General features: G+C 46.0%; 17 protein-coding genes. 9 read left to right on the forward strand and 8 right to left on the reverse strand.

Annotation, left to right across the window (positions count from 1 at the left end):
• Positions 1–60 precede the first annotated feature (60 nt).
• Entirely contained in the window at positions 61–516 is a 456-nt protein-coding gene (locus NAF29_RS00135) for an early set domain-containing protein (RefSeq protein ID WP_251259397.1), read from the forward strand.
• Positions 517–555: 39 nt separating this feature from the next.
• On the opposite strand, the gene NAF29_RS00140 is transcribed toward NAF29_RS00135, so the two are convergent.
• From NAF29_RS00140 to NAF29_RS00150, 3 genes are read right to left on the reverse strand one after another with little or no spacing between them, the layout of a single operon-like run.
• Positions 556–1,101, reverse strand: a complete 546-nt coding sequence (locus NAF29_RS00140; RefSeq protein ID WP_251259398.1) for a thioredoxin family protein — start codon at positions 1,099–1,101, stop codon at positions 556–558.
• Between the two features lie 55 nt (positions 1,102–1,156).
• Positions 1,157–1,447 carry a putative quinol monooxygenase gene (locus NAF29_RS00145; RefSeq protein WP_251259399.1) on the reverse strand — a complete coding sequence of 97 codons (291 nt, stop codon included), beginning with the start codon at positions 1,445–1,447 and terminating at the stop codon, positions 1,157–1,159.
• Between the two features lie 53 nt (positions 1,448–1,500).
• Complete coding sequence (locus NAF29_RS00150; protein WP_251260245.1) at positions 1,501–2,532, reverse strand: zinc-binding alcohol dehydrogenase family protein; 1,032 nt, start codon at positions 2,530–2,532, stop codon at positions 1,501–1,503.
• Positions 2,533–2,662: 130 nt separating this feature from the next.
• Here NAF29_RS00150 and NAF29_RS00155 point away from each other — a divergent pair, with 130 nt between their 5' ends.
• On the forward strand, positions 2,663–3,598 hold the full coding sequence (locus tag NAF29_RS00155) for a LysR family transcriptional regulator (RefSeq protein ID WP_251259400.1): 936 nt from the start codon (positions 2,663–2,665) through the stop codon (positions 3,596–3,598).
• Between the two features lie 95 nt (positions 3,599–3,693).
• On the opposite strand, the gene gyrB is transcribed toward NAF29_RS00155, so the two are convergent.
• The 5 genes from gyrB to dnaA all read right to left on the reverse strand — a co-directional run bounded on the left by gyrB (position 3,694) and on the right by dnaA (position 11,561).
• On the reverse strand, positions 3,694–6,111 hold the full coding sequence (gene gyrB, locus NAF29_RS00160; protein WP_251260246.1) for a DNA topoisomerase (ATP-hydrolyzing) subunit B: 2,418 nt from the start codon (positions 6,109–6,111) through the stop codon (positions 3,694–3,696).
• A 4-nt stretch (positions 6,112–6,115) separates the two neighbouring features.
• On the reverse strand, positions 6,116–7,213 hold the full coding sequence (recF, locus tag NAF29_RS00165) for a DNA replication/repair protein RecF (protein WP_251259401.1): 1,098 nt from the start codon (positions 7,211–7,213) through the stop codon (positions 6,116–6,118).
• A gap of 91 nt (positions 7,214–7,304) precedes the next feature.
• The gene (locus tag NAF29_RS00170) at positions 7,305–8,876 is read right to left on the reverse strand and encodes an ATP-binding response regulator (protein WP_251259402.1); all 1,572 of its coding nucleotides are present in this window, start codon (positions 8,874–8,876) and stop codon (positions 7,305–7,307) included.
• A 165-nt stretch (positions 8,877–9,041) separates the two neighbouring features.
• Complete coding sequence (gene dnaN, locus NAF29_RS00175) at positions 9,042–10,145, reverse strand: DNA polymerase III subunit beta (protein ID WP_251259403.1); 1,104 nt, start codon at positions 10,143–10,145, stop codon at positions 9,042–9,044.
• 27 nt (positions 10,146–10,172) lie between these two features.
• Positions 10,173–11,561 carry a chromosomal replication initiator protein DnaA gene (dnaA, locus tag NAF29_RS00180; RefSeq protein ID WP_251259404.1) on the reverse strand — a complete coding sequence of 463 codons (1,389 nt, stop codon included), beginning with the start codon at positions 11,559–11,561 and terminating at the stop codon, positions 10,173–10,175.
• A gap of 441 nt (positions 11,562–12,002) precedes the next feature.
• Between dnaA and rpmH the strand changes: the two genes are divergently transcribed.
• The 7 genes from rpmH to NAF29_RS00215 all read left to right on the forward strand — a co-directional run bounded on the left by rpmH (position 12,003) and on the right by NAF29_RS00215 (position 17,738).
• Positions 12,003–12,137, forward strand: coding sequence for a 50S ribosomal protein L34 (rpmH, locus tag NAF29_RS00185; RefSeq protein ID WP_251259405.1), 135 nt, complete (start codon positions 12,003–12,005; stop codon positions 12,135–12,137).
• 15 nt (positions 12,138–12,152) lie between these two features.
• Positions 12,153–12,518 carry a ribonuclease P protein component gene (gene rnpA, locus NAF29_RS00190; RefSeq protein WP_251259406.1) on the forward strand — a complete coding sequence of 122 codons (366 nt, stop codon included), beginning with the start codon at positions 12,153–12,155 and terminating at the stop codon, positions 12,516–12,518.
• On the forward strand, positions 12,479–12,730 hold the full coding sequence (yidD, locus tag NAF29_RS00195; protein ID WP_251259407.1) for a membrane protein insertion efficiency factor YidD: 252 nt from the start codon (positions 12,479–12,481) through the stop codon (positions 12,728–12,730). Before rnpA ends, yidD begins: the two co-directional genes overlap by 40 nt.
• A gap of 6 nt (positions 12,731–12,736) precedes the next feature.
• Entirely contained in the window at positions 12,737–14,365 is a 1,629-nt protein-coding gene (gene yidC / locus NAF29_RS00200; protein ID WP_251259408.1) for a membrane protein insertase YidC, read from the forward strand.
• Between the two features lie 122 nt (positions 14,366–14,487).
• Positions 14,488–15,570 carry an AI-2E family transporter gene (locus NAF29_RS00205; RefSeq protein WP_251259409.1) on the forward strand — a complete coding sequence of 361 codons (1,083 nt, stop codon included), beginning with the start codon at positions 14,488–14,490 and terminating at the stop codon, positions 15,568–15,570.
• A gap of 21 nt (positions 15,571–15,591) precedes the next feature.
• Positions 15,592–16,713 (forward strand): HlyD family secretion protein, encoded by a 1,122-nt coding sequence (locus NAF29_RS00210; protein WP_251259410.1) that lies wholly within the window; start codon positions 15,592–15,594, stop codon positions 16,711–16,713.
• Positions 16,710–17,738, forward strand: a complete 1,029-nt coding sequence (locus NAF29_RS00215; RefSeq protein ID WP_251259411.1) for a DUF2955 domain-containing protein — start codon at positions 16,710–16,712, stop codon at positions 17,736–17,738. Before NAF29_RS00210 ends, NAF29_RS00215 begins: the two co-directional genes overlap by 4 nt.
• Positions 17,739–17,743: the final 5 nt, after the last annotated feature.

A 17,743-nucleotide genomic window follows, 5' to 3' on the forward strand; every position in this document is an offset into this window, starting at 1 on the left:
GCCAAATATTCTAAGGTAAGCTAGCTTTAGGTCAGACCTAATTCACTCATGGACGCAAACATGATTTCCCTTGTAAATCGCATTGCCGTAGTCGTAAGCATATTACTATTGCAAGGATGCCAAACCACTGCGAAGAAACCAGCTCCTCCCCCTCCGCCAGTTAAGCCTGATCTCTCAGCAGTGATGTATCTACGAGCCGTATTCACTTGGTGGGACGCTGAGGAGCCATTTAAGGTGGTACGTGTTTCTGATGATTTATATCGTTCGCAAACAAAACTTGTGGCAGATGGCGAATACTATGATTTCAAATTCGCGGATGCGAGCTGGAGTTCGGGCATGAATTGCGGTTACTTAACTGAAGCCGACGAGATCGTCATCGACAACGGAGCTCCAGTGAATGCGAATTGCAATTCTGCGGGATCATATTTCAGGTTTAAGCCCAAAAGGACCGGCGTATTTTACTTTTATTTTGACAATCGAGGCGATCAACCCAAAGTATATATTGAACGGAAATGAGTGGATGTTTCACGTGAAACATCCACTATCATGTTGAACTCAACTCCATTTAATTGAACACCCCATACTCGCCACCTGTTCTGCCGGACCAAGCCCCGTTTCGGCAATTTGGAGCATAGCGTTGAGCAGCTCAGGAGTTCTGTTAGTGGCATCCCTCATTTTGGCGTCATCCAAGCGCCCACGATATTGCAGCTCACCTCTCGCGTTAAAGCCAAAAAAATCAGGTGTACAAACCGCATTATATGCCTTGCCGACTTCTTGTGTTTCATCGACCAGATACGGGAATTCAAACCCATGCGTGTCGGCAAACTCCACCATTTTATCTGGGGAATCTTCAGCTACATCATGATAATCATTCGACATGACGGCGAGCACTTTAACACCTGCTTGCTGCAACGATTTTGTATCCTCAGCCAAGCGGTCAGCAACTGTTTTCACAAAGGGGCAATGATTACAAATAAAAGCTATCAATAAGCCACGTTCGCCTAAATAGTGACTCATGGTATGCGACTGTCCATGCGCGTCTAGCAATGTGAACTCAGGTGCCTTCCAACCAAAATCACAAATAGGTGTATCTAACAGCATAACATTTCCTTCTTAACCGGTTGTGCGACAAATCGTTAATTTCAACTTTGGCCCACTAACCAATGACCGTCATTTCGTGAACGACGAATGATTCAACGCAACCTTCGGTGGCTTTCATGTACTCTGCGAGATGTGTATTGCCCATATGTACTTGCCATAACTCGCGCGATTCCCAGTTCTCGTAAAACAAAAAGTGTGCTGGGTTATCATTGTCTTGGTGCAAGTCATAGTTAACACAACCTTCCTCGGCACGCGTAGTGTCAATGAGCTTCAATAGCTCGGCTTTAACCACATCAATTTTTCCTTCATTTGCGACGATATTAGCGACGATTGTTAACTGGCTCATAGCTTTTAAAAACCTCTACATGTGTGGGAGCGTTTCGCTCGTTGGACGTTTGATTACGCATCAAACCCTTCTAAAACAATTTTTCCGATCGCTCGTCCAGACTCAAGCTGTGAGTGAGCTTCTCTTAAGTTCTCGGCATTAATGATACCCAAGGAGTGACCCACGGTCGTTTGTACGTACCCTAGGTCTACCAAGTCAGCGACACGACTCAATAATTTACCTTGTTCACCCATATCTGCGGCATTGAACATAGAGCGCGAAAACATGAACTCCCAATGAAGCGATAGACTTTTGAGTTTTATCTGACTGATATCCAGCTGCTCGGGATCATCAATCATGGCTATCCGACCAAAAGGAACGAGTAACTTGGTGTAGGTTTCAAAATATGTCTCTGTACTGTTAAGACTTGCAACATGGGTGATCTGCCCTAGCCCAAGCGCTTCAATTTGAGGCTCCAAAGGCTTACTGTGATCCACCACATAATCAGCGCCTAGCTTTTTGACCCAGGCTTGTGAGCTTTCCCGAGATGCCGTCGCAATAATGGTGGCACCGGTAATCGCCTTCGCTAATTGTAGCAATATCGAGCCAACGCCACCCGCCGCACCAACCACAAGCAACACTTCACTTGAGCGCGACTTTGTGTTCGGCAGCTGTTGCACAAGTTGAAGATGCTGAAACAGAAGTTCCCACGCCGTGATCGTTGTCAGTGGTAGCGCTGCAGCTTCATCATTGGACAGATTCTTAGGCTTACTTCCGACCAAACGCTCATCCACAAGTTGAAATTCAGCGTTACTTCCTTGTCGGGTTAAATCACCCGCATAAAATACTTGATCACCGGGCGTAAATTCGATCACGTCTTTTCCGACTGCAACCACCTCTCCCACAGCATCCCAACCCAGCACTTTGGCTGTACCGTTTTCGGGAGGCATCAATTGGCGAACCTTATAGTCAACGGGGTTCACCGAAATGGCTTTAACCTTAACAAGTAAGTCTCTGCCCATAGCAATAGGCTGTGGGAGTTCGATATCGACCAATGCATTGCTGTCGGTGATCGGTAACGATTGTGTAAATGCTACGGCTTTCATCACTTTGCTCTCCTGCTATCAAAGTTAAACAAATGCACAAGTTCATTTGAAGACGGGCCATATTAAACCTTGCTAACGGAAGCTTTAACCGTGTAATGTTTGAATAATTATCAAACAAAATTTGAAAGTCATGCTATTAGAAGATTTGCAGGTCATATTAAAGGTAGCGGAATTTCGGAACATTACAGCTGCGGCCGAAAATTTAGACATGCAGCCAGCCACCGCTAGCGCTGCGGTAAAGCGTGTAGAAAAAGCGTTGGGCGCAGAGCTGTTTATCCGGACAACACGACACTTACGTCTATCTGTTGCCGGAGAGCGCTACATACCACAATGCGAGCAAGCTATGGCAATGCTCGAACAAGCCAAACAAAACATGAAGGAAGAGCTAGGTGTTGTAGACGGAGAGCTAAGACTTACCCTATCGTCGGATTTGGGACGCAACGTGATTTTACCGTGGCTCGACGAACTGATGACAACACACCCTCGCCTCTCTTTGCGGGCCAACATTACAGACAGCAATGTCGACTTCTATCGCGATTCTGTAGACATGGCACTTCGATATGGCTTTCCTGATGATGCAAGCCTTTATGGCTTTAAAATTTGTAACGTACCGCGGCTATTATGCGCCTCTCAAGGCTACCTGTCAGAGAATGGAACACCACAACACCCACACGATCTGCCATCACATAACGGCCTGTTTTATCAATTACATGATGTCATTCATGATGTATGGGATTTTGCACATCATGGCACTGACTACAAAATTAAACTGAGTGGCAACCGCGCATCTAACGATGGTGAACTGGTTCGGCGGTGGTGTGTGGCAGGGCACGGACTCGCAGCCAAGTCTGCATTAGATATGGCCGACGATCTGTTATCACAACGGGTGATAAGTGTGATGCCTAGCTATCAGCCCTTGCCGACAGAACTCTGGCTAGTTTGTCCAAGCCGTCAATCGATCACACCCGCCATGCGGCTGCTACGTGATAGCTTGCGTGACAAAACAGCATCGCTACTTCAACAGCTTGCCGATAAAGGCATTATCGACTCGAGCATGTTGGTATAGCTTAGCGCTTTGATTAGCCAAATTGCAGACATAAAAAAGGCAACCCTCGAGTTGCCTTCAAACGATGACTCAATCGTTGAGTCTATTACCTAACTTTACACGTCTAAGTTTTCAACGTTCAACGCGTTGGTTTCGATAAAGTCACGTCTCGGTTCAACATGATCCCCCATCAGTGTTGTGAAGAGCTGGTCTGCGCCCACTGCATCTTCGATGGTCACACACAACATACGACGCGTATTGGGATCCATGGTGGTTTCCCACAATTGCTCTGGGTTCATCTCACCCAGCCCTTTATAGCGTTGAATACCTAAACCACGCTTGGACTCAGAAATCAGCCAATCTAATGCTTCAACAAATGTCGATACGGGCTTGGTGCGCTCTCCACGCTGAACAAACCCGCCTTCCTCAATGAGGCTGCTGATTTGGTCACCCAGAGCAACAATCTGTTGATAATCACGTGACTTAATGAAGTCCGCAGAGAACAGATATTCAGTATCAATACCGTGCTGACGTACTGTCATTTTAGGCAAAAACAACTTGAGCTCTTCGTCTTCCACGATGCTCATTGTGTATGTTGAGCCGCCAGCAGCTAAGGAGTCCATATCGAGTTGGATCTCGGTACACCACTCGTCCATTGCATCTTTAGAGCTAAGCATTGCTTGTAACGCTGGGCGAACATAGACCAGACGGTCAAGCACTTCACGTGGCCATAGGCGCGTGAGTCGCTTAATGATTTTTTGAACAGCTTGGTATTGCTTCACCAGGGTTTCGAGCTGCTCTCCACCAATGCCCGGCGCTTCAGAATTCACATGCAATGATGCTTTATCTAAAGCCAAGGAGGTCAAGTATTCAGTCAGCACGTCGTCATCTTTGATGTAGCGCTCTTGCTTGCCTTTTTTCACTTTGTACAAAGGTGGCTGAGCAATGAAGATATGTCCTCGCTCTACCAGCTCTGGCATTTGGCGATAGAAGAAGGTCAGTAACAAAGTGCGAATGTGTGAACCATCCACATCGGCATCGGTCATGATGATAATGCTGTGGTAACGAAGTTTCTCAACATTGTATTCATCGCGGCCAATGCCACAACCGAGCGCAGTAATGAGAGTTGCAACCTCCTGTGAAGACAGCATTTTATCAAAACGAGCTTTTTCAACGTTAAGAATTTTACCTTTCAGCGGCAGAATCGCTTGATTCTTGCGGTTACGGCCTTGCTTCGCCGATCCGCCCGCTGAGTCCCCTTCCACTATGTATAGTTCAGAAAGGGCAGGATCTTTCTCTTGGCAATCAGCAAGCTTACCCGGTAACCCAGCTAAGTCTAATGCGCCTTTACGGCGTGTCATTTCACGTGCTTTACGCGCAGCTTCACGGGCGCGTGCTGCGTCAATAATTTTACCAACGATGATTTTCGCTTCGTTTGGCTTTTCCAACAAGTAGTCACTTAAGTGAGTGCCCATTGCGGTTTCAACCGCTGGTTTCACTTCAGATGACACTAACTTGTCTTTCGTCTGAGATGAGAACTTAGGATCAGGTACTTTCACCGAAATAACAGCGGTTAAACCTTCACGTGCATCATCGCCACTGGCATTGGTTTTAGCTTTTTTAGAAAAACCTTCCTTGTCCATATAGGTGTTCAACGTACGTGTTAGTGCAGTACGGAACCCTGACAAGTGGCTACCACCATCACGTTGCGGGATGTTGTTAGTAAAACAGAAAATGTTTTCTTGGAAGCCGTCATTCCATTGCATCGACACTTCAACGGCGATGCCATCTTCTTCACGTATGTGTGTAAAGTGGAATACCTCAGAATGAATCGGTGTTTTGTTTTGGTTGAGGTATTCAACGAACGCTTTAATACCACCTTCATAACAAAAGTGATCGCTACGGCCATCGCGCTCATCGTTCAACTTAATCGACACACCGGAATTCAAGAATGAAAGCTCACGGAGGCGCTTAGCTAGAATGTCATAATGAAATTCTGTGGTTGCAAAAATTTCAGAAGAAGGCCAAAAACGAATACGCGTCCCGGTTTTCTCGGTTTCGCCAATGACACCCAATGGGCTTTGCGGTTCACCCAAACTGTACAATTGCTCATGGAGTTTGCCTTCGCGACGAATGTGTAGTTCGAGTTTCTCAGATAGGGCGTTTACAACTGAAACACCTACGCCGTGAAGACCGCCCGAAACCTTGTACGAGTTATCATCAAACTTACCACCGGCGTGTAAAACAGTCATGATCACCTCAGCAGCAGACACACCCTCTTCGGGGTGCATACCAACAGGGATTCCTCGACCGTCATCTCCAACGCTTACAGAGCCATCACCGTGAATAGTCACGTTAATACCGCTACAGTGTCCGGCTAGCGCTTCATCAATAGAATTATCCACTACCTCAAACACCATATGGTGGAGGCCGGTACCGTCATCGGTGTCACCAATGTACATCCCCGGACGCTTGCGTACCGCGTCCAAGCCCTTCAGTACCTTAATACTGGAGGAGTCATACTCATTCGACATAGATTCACTCATGCTTAGTTAGCTTTCCTTGTTCCACGTGGAACACTTTGATAGGTCGAGCCTGATCTTCAATTTGTTGACGGATTTGGTCAACAAAGATGCTGTCCGTGGCCGTTATAAACACCTGTGATTTTATCGCGATTAGGCACTCAATTAACAGTGCTCTGCGCGATTCATCCAGCTCTGCAGCAAAATCATCCACTAAATAGATACAAGGGATGCCATGCTGTTGTGAAAGTAATGCACCCTGCGCCAATGTAAGTGCAGCGACCAACAGCTTTAGCTGTCCGCGCGAACACATTTCTTCAGCAGGGTTATTGTTTACTTTAACCTTAAATGTAGCGCGATGCGGCCCCAAAGTCGTATAACCTTGTCGCAAATCGCGAGGATAATTTGATTCAAGCTGCGTTGCCAAATCATCTGACAAATCCCACCCTGGCTGATACACCAAAGTGACTTCATGATCGGGTAAAAATTTATGCGTAAAGGGTAATAAGGCTTGTTGTAATCGGGCAACAAATTCTTCTCTCAATTGAGATATGACACGCCCATTCGAAATCAGTTCCTGATCCCAGAAGCCAATTTGCTCATAACGAGCCTGCTGCCTGACCATCGCATTACGTTGCTTCAATATTCGGGTATAGCGTTTCCACGCATTGAAGAACTGCTCACCTTGATAAAACAACCCCCAATCAAGAAATTGACGACGCACTTTATTGCCCGTGAGCAGCAAGTTAGCACTTTCTGGCGTCAGTAATTGCAGTGGAAACAGCCCTACTAAATCAGCCAATCGCGTTGTGCTTTGGCCATTAATTCGAATGGCCAAGTCACTTTGCTTGTCGCGCTGCATACCCACGCGATGACGCTGATGCCCGCGGTCGACTTCTGCGAATATATTTAGTTGTTGTTGCTCGTACTGAATCAGTTGCCGATGCCGGCTGGTACGAAATGAACGCCCCGCACCCAGCATATGAATAGCTTCAAGCACGCTACTCTTACCTGCGCCGTTCAAGCCCACAATGAAATTGAATCCATCGCACGGCTGCATCTGAACCTGAGAAAGGTTTCGAACAGATTCCACATTGAGCTGACAGATTGACATTCACGGTTCCGAATAACATAACGACTAAATGCCGAAGCAAGCCTTCAATTGTACCGTGATGCACAGCAAAAACCCATGTTTGAAACCGCGATTACGCCGCTGGAAGCACAATTATAAGCGTTGTTGAATTGGCGTCATCATCAACTTCTAATTCAAGAGACCCATTCTGAGCCTTAACCAGCAACTGAGCTGAATATGTACCAATGCCAGTGCCGCCTTCTTTACCCGATGTTGCATACTTTTCGAAAAATTTACTGCGTATATTTTGGGGCACACTACCATCATTCGACAGGATGATTTTGATCGTCTTATCGTCGCGTGAAATACTCGCTCGAACTGCTGATTTTTCAGGCGCAGCTTCAAAGGCATTTTTCACTAAATTGAAGAATACCGAATACAACAGTAAAGGATCACCAAGACTAAATAGAGATTTGTCGGAGCTTCCCGAAGGCACAATGAGGTTGCACGTGAGGCGTTTGGCTGCAAATGAATTATCACAGACAGTAATCACATCCTTAAGTAACTTTGCGGTATCAATTTCGGTGGCGTCAAGCTGATATATGCCTTGCTCAATCTTATACAGTTCAGCCGACAAATTAATCATGTTTAATAACTGATGAGCCAAGAAATCAATGCCGTTGCTGTGTTCAGTGATCACATCTAAATTGCGTGGTTGCAATGCTATTTGTTGTATCGATGCAATAATTCCAGAAAGCGGTCCTTTCAAGTCATGGCGAACCATCTGCTCAGCTTCATTTCTGGCTTCGGCCAATGCGATCATGTCATCAACGCTCGACTGGGCCTCCCAGATGCGTTGCACCTGCATCATCATATTACGCACCCGCAATTGAAGAAGATGCGGGTTTATAGGCTTAGTGATGTAGTCGATTGCTCCCAACTCCATGCCTTTAAGTTCCGAGTCCGCTTCGTTCATAGCCGTGACAAACATCACGGGAATGTGTTCAGTATTTGACTGAGAGCGAAGCTCTTTCAACACCTCGTACCCACTAATTCCGGGCATCATAATGTCGAGCAAGACGAGATCTGGCGGCGATTCGGAACGGCAAATATCTAGCGCTTTCTGACCGTTATTGGCCAACTTAATCTTATATTTATTTTTCAATAAATCGGCTAATAGGCGTAAATTATCGGGCGTATCATCAACAAGCAAAATAACGCCATCTTTCAAGCTTTTATCATCTACAGGGGCTATATCAATCGGTATTTCAACTTCTTGATGCTGGGTTACGCCAGGGATTTGAATTTCAGAAGGGATGCGCGCAGGCCGGTTTCGCGCACGTTCAATTCGGCTGCGGAGCATTGCTGGGGAAAACGGTTTAATCACGATTTCACTCACGCCTTGACGAATGGCTTCGGTCACTCGGTCACGCTCAGCTTCGGCGGTAATCATTACAAAAGGCAGGCGCTGCCAAGCGGGACTGGCTTTCACGCGTTTGAGGAATTCAATGCCCGTCATAACCGGCATATTCCAATCGGACAGAATAAGGTCAACGTTGTGATTGTTAAGAACACGGAGTGCTTCACTGCCATTACTAGCCTGATACACTTCTTTCGCGCCAAATTCTTTGACTTGCTGAACGGTAATTTTTCGAATGGCATCCATATCTTCTACCACTAATACCACAGTCTTATTTGAAAGCACGTAAGTCTCCTAAGCCTATTGCAACACGTTTCGGTCATCAGGCTTAAGTGTAGTCATTACATCACCCATCCAGCGTATGAAGAACACGACCAAAGTTGGATTTTTGGCAATAAAAAACCCACCGAAGTGGGTTCTTAACTATTTGACGGAAAAAGAAGTAGCTGGCTATAAACGCATGGGCATCACAACATACAGCGCACTGTCGTCATCACGGTTTTCAATCAAACCGCTTGAGTTGGCATCACTCAAGGTAAAGCGTACGGCCTCTCCGTCAATCGCATTGAGCACATCAAGGATGTAGCTGACATTAAAGCCCACTTCGAGCTCATCACCTTGATACTCAACGGCAATAGCTTCCTCTGCCTCTTCTTGTTCTGGGTTATTAGCACTAATTTTCAATTCATCGTTCGACAACTGCAAACGCACGCCGCGGAATTTCTCATTCGACAAGATTGCGACACGGGCAAAGCCCTGCTTGAGCGTTTCTTTATCACCTTCCACCAGTTTATTCCCACCACGTGGCAATACGCGGCGATAATCAGGAAAACGGCCATCGACTAACTTGGAAGTAAACAGGTAATCGCCAATATCAGCTCTAATATGGTTTTCAGACAACTGAATAGTCACTGGCTTATCTTCTTGTTCCAGTAGCCGCATCATTTCCAAAATACCTTTACGTGGCACGATGCATTGGAAATCATCTTGTAATTCCGGCACATCAATACGCGATAACGCGAGTCGATGCCCATCAGTGGCAACCGCTGTTAACGTACCACCCGCAATTTCAAACAACATACCATTTAGGTAATAGCGAACATCTTGGTTGGCCATAGAAAACTGCGACAACTCAATTAAGCGACGCATTTTCTTTTGAGTTGTTGTAAAACTCATGGCTGATGCAGACTCCTCAATTTGAGGGAAGTCGGTATCCGGTAAGGTCGATAGCGTAAAGCGGCTCCGACCCGACTTGATGATCAATCTGTCGTCCTGAAGATTTAGCTGGATAGAGGCGCCATCGGGTAGCGTTCGGCAAATATCCACCAATTTCTTTGCAGGCACCGTTACCGAGCCGGGCACTAAATCTGGGTCGGCTAATACTAGCGTTGCGCACAGTTCGACTTCTAAATCGGTACCAATCATGGTCAATGCGCTGTCACTCACGCGCATGAGGATATTGGCAAGAATAGGTAACGTGTGCTTACGTTCAACCGCGCCTGAAACCGCTTGTAATGGTTTGAGGATTTGCTCGCGATTCACCGTGAATTTCATATTCAATCCCTTCAATCACTAAGTTTATTAGGAAGACAGAGTCCTAATAAGGTTCTGATAGTCTTCCTTAATATCATGACTTTCTTCACGCAACTGCACAATCTTACGGCAGGCATGTAACACCGTGGTGTGATCCCTACCGCCAAATGCATCCCCAATCTCAGGCAAACTGTGATTGGTCAGCTCTTTGGCCAATGCCATTGCGAGTTGTCGAGGACGTGCCACTGAACGGCTTCGGCGCTTACTCAACAAATCAGCCAATTTGATTTTATAGTATTCTGCAACGGTTTTCTGAATGTTATCAATGGTGATGAGCTTTTCTTGCAGCGCAAGCAAGTCGCGTAAAGCTTCGCGTACAAAATCAATGTTAATTGCTCGCCCTGTAAAGTTAGCGTTGGCAATCACACGATTCAATGCGCCTTCAAGCTCACGTACATTCGAGCGTAACCGCTTTGCAATGAAGAATGCCACTTCATCGGGCAGGTGTACATTGGATTCCTGCGCTTTGCGCATCAAAATCGCTACGCGGGTTTCTAGTTCTGGCGGTTCAATGGCAACCGTTAGCCCCCATCCAAAACGAGATTTTAATCGATCTTCAACACCGTCAATTTCTTTAGGGTATCGATCAGAAGTCAAAATAATTTGCTGATTGCCTTCTAAGAGCGCATTAAAGGTATGGAAAAACTCTTCTTGAGAACGCTCTTTGTTGGCAAAAAATTGAATATCATCAATCAACAACGCATCCACACTACGATAGTAGCCTTTGAAGTCTTCAATGGCGTTATTTTGTAATGCTCTCACCATGTCTTGCACAAAACGCTCAGAGTGCATGTAAACCACTTTAGCATTTTCTTTACCGGCAAGAATCGAATTGCCTACTGCATGAAGTAAGTGAGTCTTACCTAACCCTGTACCGCCATATAAAAAGAGGGGATTGTAGGCTCCGCCTGGATTCTCTGCCACCTGAGAGGCTGCTGCGCGACCGAGCTGGTTCGACTTACCTTCCACAAAATTGTCGAAGATATAATTCGGATTAATATTACTTTTATGGTGGATTTCAGGCTTGGGCCGCGAAGAACGCTCCCATGGATTCGATGAAGCTTCCGATGCTACCGGGGCTGGTGCAACGGCCTTCTGCTCAGAAACTCCGGCATGTACCGGAGGTTTAGGCGCAATATTGCCAATGTCTAAATGAAGTTTGGGCGCGTCATTACCACACGCTTGCGAGAGTAATTCGTTAATACGACCCAAATAATTGTCACAGACCCAATCAAGTACGAAGCGATTTGGGGCAAACAACACCAGTCGATCACCGTCAAACTCAGCTTGTAATGGACGGATCCAAGTACTGAACTGAGACGCGGGTAACTCATGCTTGAGTGCTTCTTGACAGGTTTGCCACAGTGACGAGCTCAACACCAACTCCTAAACATTTACGTCTTCCAATGAACTTTAAAACCGCTCGGCATCAGGGAATCATGACGACCATGACTCAACCAATGAAATGGAGGGGTGATTTTATTTTTGCAGGGCACATATTATGCGCGATCCCCAGCCCCCTTTCCAGATCGAACTCGATCATTTACCAAATATTTATCAACAAGCCTAAATATATGTTTTTATTTAGCTAAATGAAGATATCAACAACTTACACTGATATTGCGAACAATTTATGAACAAGGATCTCACAGCGATCATTTTTAACCCGAACATAAAATATCCTGTTTTCAGGATTGACTATATAGAAGGACTCGCATAAAATTCGCCCTCATTTTTAAAGGCTGCTTGAAGCCTGTTTGCTTTATAGCGGTCTCGTAACGCTATATAAGTTCACTTATATATAGTTAGGTAGATGTCATGAAAAGAACATTTCAACCAAGCGTTATCAAACGCAAACGCTCACACGGATTCCGTGCTCGTATGGCAACCAAAAACGGTCGTCAATTGCTAGCACGTCGTCGTTCAAAAGGCCGTGCAAGCCTGAGCGCATAATACTCTTTGAGAGTTATGAAATCGCACGAATATGGGCGGGAGTTAAGGCTATTAACTCCCGCCCATTTTAATTGCGTCTTTCAGGGTAAGCCCATTCGGGTTGCTTCGCCCTATATCACCCTGCTCGCTATTCCTAATCAGTATCCTCATCCTCGTCTTGGATTTGCCGTTTCTAAAAAGGCAGCCAAACTTGCAGTTGACCGCAACAAGGTCAAACGAGTCATGCGCGATAGCTTTCGATTACGTCAACATAATCTACCTTCAGTAGATATTGTGGTGATCGGAAAGGGCGGAGTTGGTAAACTCGATAAATCTGAGCTTCATAAATTGACAGAGCAGTTATGGCACCGCTTAGCCAAAACTTATCGAAAGTCGCAATAGCGCCTATCAAATGCTACCAAAAGCTGATTAGTCCGCTTTTGGGGCCTTGTTGTCGATTTTATCCAAGCTGTTCTCACTATGCGATTGAAGCCATAAATATTCATGGCGTAGGCAAAGGGAGTTGGCTCGCAGCGAAGCGCATATTAAGATGTCATCCTTTTAATCCTGGCGGCAACGACCCGGTACCAGATAAACCTCCAAAGAAACCTTAAAATATTATGGAATCACAACGTATCTTTATTCTTGTGGGACTCATGCTGGTCAGCGTATTGCTGTATCAGGAATGGCAGTCTATGTATGGCCCACAACCGATCACACCTGCAACCTCACAAACATCAGATGCAATGCAGCAACCGCATTCTGACGATGTGCCTGCAGCCGCCGCTTTAAATTCTACGGATATGCCAATCGTTGATTCAAAAGCAAGTGCGTCTCTCATTACAATGGAGAACGACGTATTACGCTTGAAAATCGATCCAAAAGGCGGTGATGTTGTCTCTGCTGAATTATTGAAATTTCCAATAGAACAAGATGGCGAAGAGCCCGTTTCTATTCTTCACCGCAACAGTCACTTTGAATATATTGCTCAGAGTGGTTTGATTGGCAATGACGGCCCAGATGCATCGCCATCCGGCCGACCAAACTATTCATCGTCTCAGTCTCACTATGAGATGAGTGGTGACAGCGTCGTGGCTAATCTTACATTTGAAGCCAATGGCATGACGGTTATCAAACGCTTTATTCTGAACAAAGACAGCTATGTTGTTCAGCAAGACTTCGAGATTATTAACAACTCAGGTCAAAACGCGCTGGTGCAGCCTTACATGCAGCTTAAACAAACGATGGCTGGCGAATCCGGCAGTATGATGATGCCTACTTATCGTGGTCCTGCTTACTCCACATCGGATGAGCGCTACAGTAAATACACCTTTGACGACCTCACCGATAAAGCGTTAAACAAGCGCACAGACGGTGGCTGGGTTGGCATGCTACAACACTATTTTGTGTCAGCATGGGTCCCTACAGCCACCAGCGACAACTTGCTGTACACCAATCAAATTCGCGGCAGCGGCATTATAGGTGCTAAAGGCGAACAAGTGGTGATACCTGCAGGCCAAACCACGGTAATTTCATCATCTTTGTTTGTCGGCCCTAAAGACCAAGAACGTCTTTCTGCTCTGTCTCCAACACTCAATTTGACCGTAGATTACGGCTTCTTGTGGTGGTTGGCACAACCACTTCACTGGTTACTCACCGTCATTCAGGGCTTTGTTGTGAACTGGGGTCTGGCGATTATTGTTGTGACCATCGTAATCAAAACTTTCCTGTACCCGTTGACCAAAAAGCAATATGAGTCGATGGGCCGCATGCGCGTATTGCAACCTAAAGTGAAAGCGTTGCAAGAGCGTTACGGTGAAGACAAGCAAAAAATGCAGCAAGCCATGATGGAACTGTACAAAAAAGAAAAAGTAAACCCACTAGGCGGTTGCTTACCTTTGTTGTTACAAATGCCTATCTTCATTGCGCTGTATTGGGTGTTGCTCGAGAGTGTTGAATTGCGCCATGCTGGCTTTATGTTGTGGATCACCGACTTGTCGGTACAGGACCCATATTACGTATTACCGCTGCTGATGGGTGCGTCTATGTTCCTAATGCAGAAGCTATCGCCAACAACCGTTGCCGATCCAATGCAACAAAAAGTGATGATGTTCATGCCTGTACTGATGACATTCTTATTCATCACTTTCCCTGCGGGCTTAGTGTTGTACTGGGTGGTTTCAAACTTAATCACCATTGCACAACAAACAATGATCAATAGAGCGCTCGAGAAAAAGCAAGCCGCTTAAGCGCCAACCTCAAACTTTTCAAAGCCACTCATCCGAGTGGCTTTTTTATTGGCACAAATAGCAGAAAAATCAGCTACTCTTAGCCACAATACCAACTGTATTAATGACAACAGGGATCGCTCATGTCAGATAGCAACGAAAAAATCGCTATTTATATCGAATCTGCGCTTCGTATAGGGATTATTGCATTACTCCTCATTTGGAGTTTTACCATCATTAAACCCTTTATTAGCCTTATTGTGTGGGGGGCCATTATTGCTGTTGCTGTATATCCCCTTTTCATTAAGTTCAAAGCCAAGCTCAATGGAAACAACAAGTTATCCTCTATTCTTTTTACCATAATTGCATTAGCAGTGCTCATTACGCCTTCATTTATGCTGGCAAATTCAGCCGTTGATGCCGCTAAAAACATTAATGAGCAAGCTGACAAAGGCACACTGGTCATTCCTCCACCTGAAGACAATGTTAAAGAGTGGCCTGTCATTGGTGAGCAGGTTTATGTTATTTGGAAAGATGCATCGATTAACCTCGAAAGCGCGTTAGTTCGGCATAAAGACGTCATTGAACCCATCAAACAAAAAATGATTGATACAGCCACAGGCGCAGGCGTCAGCATACTCATGTTCCTTGTTTCAATTATTATTTCAGGCGTATTTCTAGCCAATGCCAAAGCGTGCACACAATCAGTAGACCGGCTCTGCAAGCGCTTAGTGGGCGACGGCGGAGCTGAGTTTGCGCAACTCTCCGGTAAAATTGTCATGAGTGTCACGCAAGGGGTACTCGGAGTGGCATTTATACAAGCCGTGTGTGCAGGGCTCGTGATGATGATCGCAGGTATTCCAGCAGCGGGCTTGTGGGCCATTGTTGTGCTGATCTTAAGCACCATTCAACTCGGTCCAGGATTAGTGGTCATTGGCACAGTCGCTTGGGCATTCAACAACATGGACACAGTGCCAGCGGTTATCTATACCATTGCGATTGTGATTGTTGGTCTAATGGACAACGTACTGAAACCCATGCTGATGGGACGCGGTGTTAAAGTCCCAATGCTGGTGATATTTTTAGGGGCTATTGGTGGTTTCATGTCTACGGGTATTGTAGGGCTTTTCGTGGGTGCCGTTATACTAGTCATTACTTATGAGCTCTTTACCTTATGGCTGAACAAGCACCAACTGTCAGACGATGAAGAAAGCATTCAAGAATAATAAGAGATTAAGTACCCATCTATGAGCGAGATAAAAACCGAAGAGGTGCCTGAGAAGGCACCTCAAGAAGATAAAAAAAAGCCCGAAGCACTACTTCGAATTAGTAAGTTCTTACTCGGCTTATGTATCTTTTTCTTTTTGCTGTATCTGATCATGGATCGCCACGCACCAAGCACTGATTTAGCGCGGGTGAAGCTCTATATCACGCCTATCACACCGGAAGTCTCGGGTCATGTTACCCAGATTCATGTTGACGTGAATCAGCTGATACAACCCGGCGAGACCATTTTTTCTATTGATCAAACCGACTACCTGGTCGCCGTTGCTAAGGCACAAGAAAACCTGCGTCTTGCAGGCACAACCGTGGGCGCACAAACGGCTGATATTGGAGTGGCACAAAGCCGCGTTGCGGATGCAAAAACTCAACTTGAAACCACCCGAATTCAAGCCAATCGTATCTTCAATATGGCCGGTAAAGGCGTCGTATCACAGGCCGATGCCGATGACGCTCGGGCCAAGCTCGATGCCGCAGAGGCCCGCGTGATTACATCCGAAGCAGACTTAGTGAAAGCACAGCAAACACTAGGCGCTCAGGGCATGGACAACTCCCAAATCAAAGCCGCTATGCTTGAACTAGAAAACGCAGAGCTGGATTTGGCACGCACTCAAATCACAGCACCTTCGTTGGGCACACTGGCAAACCTCACCATTGAAGCCGGCTATTACGCCCAAGCGGGTAAACCCCTAACCAGCTACCTAAACGTAGAAAACGTTTGGGTTGAAGCCTACATGCGTGAAAATAACCTAGAGCACATTGCCGTAGGTGACCGCGTAGCAATGGTATTGGATAACGCTCCGGGTCGGGTATTTACCGGCACCGTCTCTAAGTCTTATTGGGCCGTGGATTTTGGCGATCCAACCGACCCCTCCCAATTGGCAAAATCACAAAACAAGAAAGGTTGGATGCGAGACGCACAACGATTTCCTATCAATATCACCTTTGATGATCCGGAAATCAGTCGAGGATTAAAACGTCATGGTGGCCAAGTAGATGTGATTGTCTTTACCGACGATAACTTCATCATCAACTCACTCGGTCATATTTGGATTCGTATCGTTTCAATCCTGTCGTACGCACGATGACTCAAGAAGAACTACTCAAAGCCCGAACGTTTCGATTTACGTTTGGGCTTGTGGCGTCCACTTTCGTTGGCTTAACAGTCGACTTTGCCTTGGGCCACCTGATCTTTGTGCTAGTTGCCAAGTTTTTAACCATACCCGCAGCACCAAGCACTAAAGGTACTTTTGTGCTGTTTCTGTGCTTAGTGGTGATGCCTGCCATCTTCAACCAGTTCGTATCGGCATTTGGGTTTCAACCCGGAGTCATGATCCCCCTACTCTGCTTGCTGCTATTTTGGTTTTACTACCTAGGCACAGAGCCTAAATTTATCCTCATTGCCACATTCGGCATTATCTTTTTAGTGCTCATTAGTTTTATGGGTGTACTCAACGGCGTGGTCGTGTCTGAAATCACCACAGCCCTCATGAAATCGTCATCGATCGCCATTGCTATTTACCTTGTCAGTCACGCATTGTTTCCTGAGCCGCACACTGAGCGAAATTTGCCCACCAGTCCTTATTCGTCCTTTGTGAGAGTATTAATTGCCGCCAAAAGCGTGATCGTGCTGTTGCCGATTTTGCTCTATTTCTTGTTTACCATGCCCACCAACATTATTTCGGTGTTGATATTCTCGGCTCTATTTCTCATGCAAGTGTCTGTTGCGGAGCAAATTCATGCACTCAAGCTGTTCCTGATCATTAATATTTTGTCGGCCATTTTGGCCGTAGCGACCTTCGAACTATTTACCATGATTCCAAGCTTGGTTTACTGCCTGTTGTTTATGGCCACCATTGGTATCTATTTTGGCCGCGAAATATTTTCAGGGAGCAAGGTCGGTAAGCTGTATGCAGGAGCCATCACCGGATACTTAGTACTATTTGGTGGTTTAGCCACGGGTACCAGTGACGATATTGGCGCCAAATCAACAGACCGCCTGATGCAAATCATTATGACGTGCGCGTACATTGCCACCGTTGCGCATGTCATCGAAATTTGGCTGTTCAAACGCTGGAAGGTCAAATTCAAAGACCAAATTGAAGCAGGCTAAATCTG

This window comes from Echinimonas agarilytica (genome assembly GCF_023703465.1).
In the GTDB taxonomy this organism is placed as follows: Bacteria; Pseudomonadota; Gammaproteobacteria; order Enterobacterales; family Neiellaceae; genus Echinimonas; species Echinimonas agarilytica.

What these genes read in the sequence shown, in the direction of transcription:
- NAF29_RS00135 (WP_251259397.1), top strand. Translation starts at nt 61, where the DNA reads ATGATTTCCCTTGTAAATCGCATTGCCGTAGTCGTAAGCATATTACTA.
- NAF29_RS00140 (WP_251259398.1), bottom strand. Translation starts at nt 1,101, where the DNA reads ATGCTGTTAGATACACCTATTTGTGATTTTGGTTGGAAGGCACCTGAG.
- NAF29_RS00145 (WP_251259399.1), bottom strand. Translation starts at nt 1,447, where the DNA reads ATGAGCCAGTTAACAATCGTCGCTAATATCGTCGCAAATGAAGGAAAA.
- NAF29_RS00150 (WP_251260245.1), bottom strand. Translation starts at nt 2,532, where the DNA reads ATGAAAGCCGTAGCATTTACACAATCGTTACCGATCACCGACAGCAAT.
- NAF29_RS00155 (WP_251259400.1), top strand. Translation starts at nt 2,663, where the DNA reads ATGCTATTAGAAGATTTGCAGGTCATATTAAAGGTAGCGGAATTTCGG.
- gyrB (WP_251260246.1), bottom strand. Translation starts at nt 6,111, where the DNA reads ATGTCGAATGAGTATGACTCCTCCAGTATTAAGGTACTGAAGGGCTTG.
- recF (WP_251259401.1), bottom strand. Translation starts at nt 7,213, where the DNA reads ATGTCAATCTGTCAGCTCAATGTGGAATCTGTTCGAAACCTTTCTCAG.
- dnaN (WP_251259403.1), bottom strand. Translation starts at nt 10,145, where the DNA reads ATGAAATTCACGGTGAATCGCGAGCAAATCCTCAAACCATTACAAGCG.
- rpmH (WP_251259405.1), top strand. Translation starts at nt 12,003, where the DNA reads ATGAAAAGAACATTTCAACCAAGCGTTATCAAACGCAAACGCTCACAC.
- rnpA (WP_251259406.1), top strand. Translation starts at nt 12,153, where the DNA reads ATGAAATCGCACGAATATGGGCGGGAGTTAAGGCTATTAACTCCCGCC.
- yidD (WP_251259407.1), top strand. Translation starts at nt 12,479, where the DNA reads ATGGCACCGCTTAGCCAAAACTTATCGAAAGTCGCAATAGCGCCTATC.
- yidC (WP_251259408.1), top strand. Translation starts at nt 12,737, where the DNA reads ATGGAATCACAACGTATCTTTATTCTTGTGGGACTCATGCTGGTCAGC.
- NAF29_RS00205 (WP_251259409.1), top strand. Translation starts at nt 14,488, where the DNA reads ATGTCAGATAGCAACGAAAAAATCGCTATTTATATCGAATCTGCGCTT.
- NAF29_RS00210 (WP_251259410.1), top strand. Translation starts at nt 15,592, where the DNA reads ATGAGCGAGATAAAAACCGAAGAGGTGCCTGAGAAGGCACCTCAAGAA.
- NAF29_RS00215 (WP_251259411.1), top strand. Translation starts at nt 16,710, where the DNA reads ATGACTCAAGAAGAACTACTCAAAGCCCGAACGTTTCGATTTACGTTT.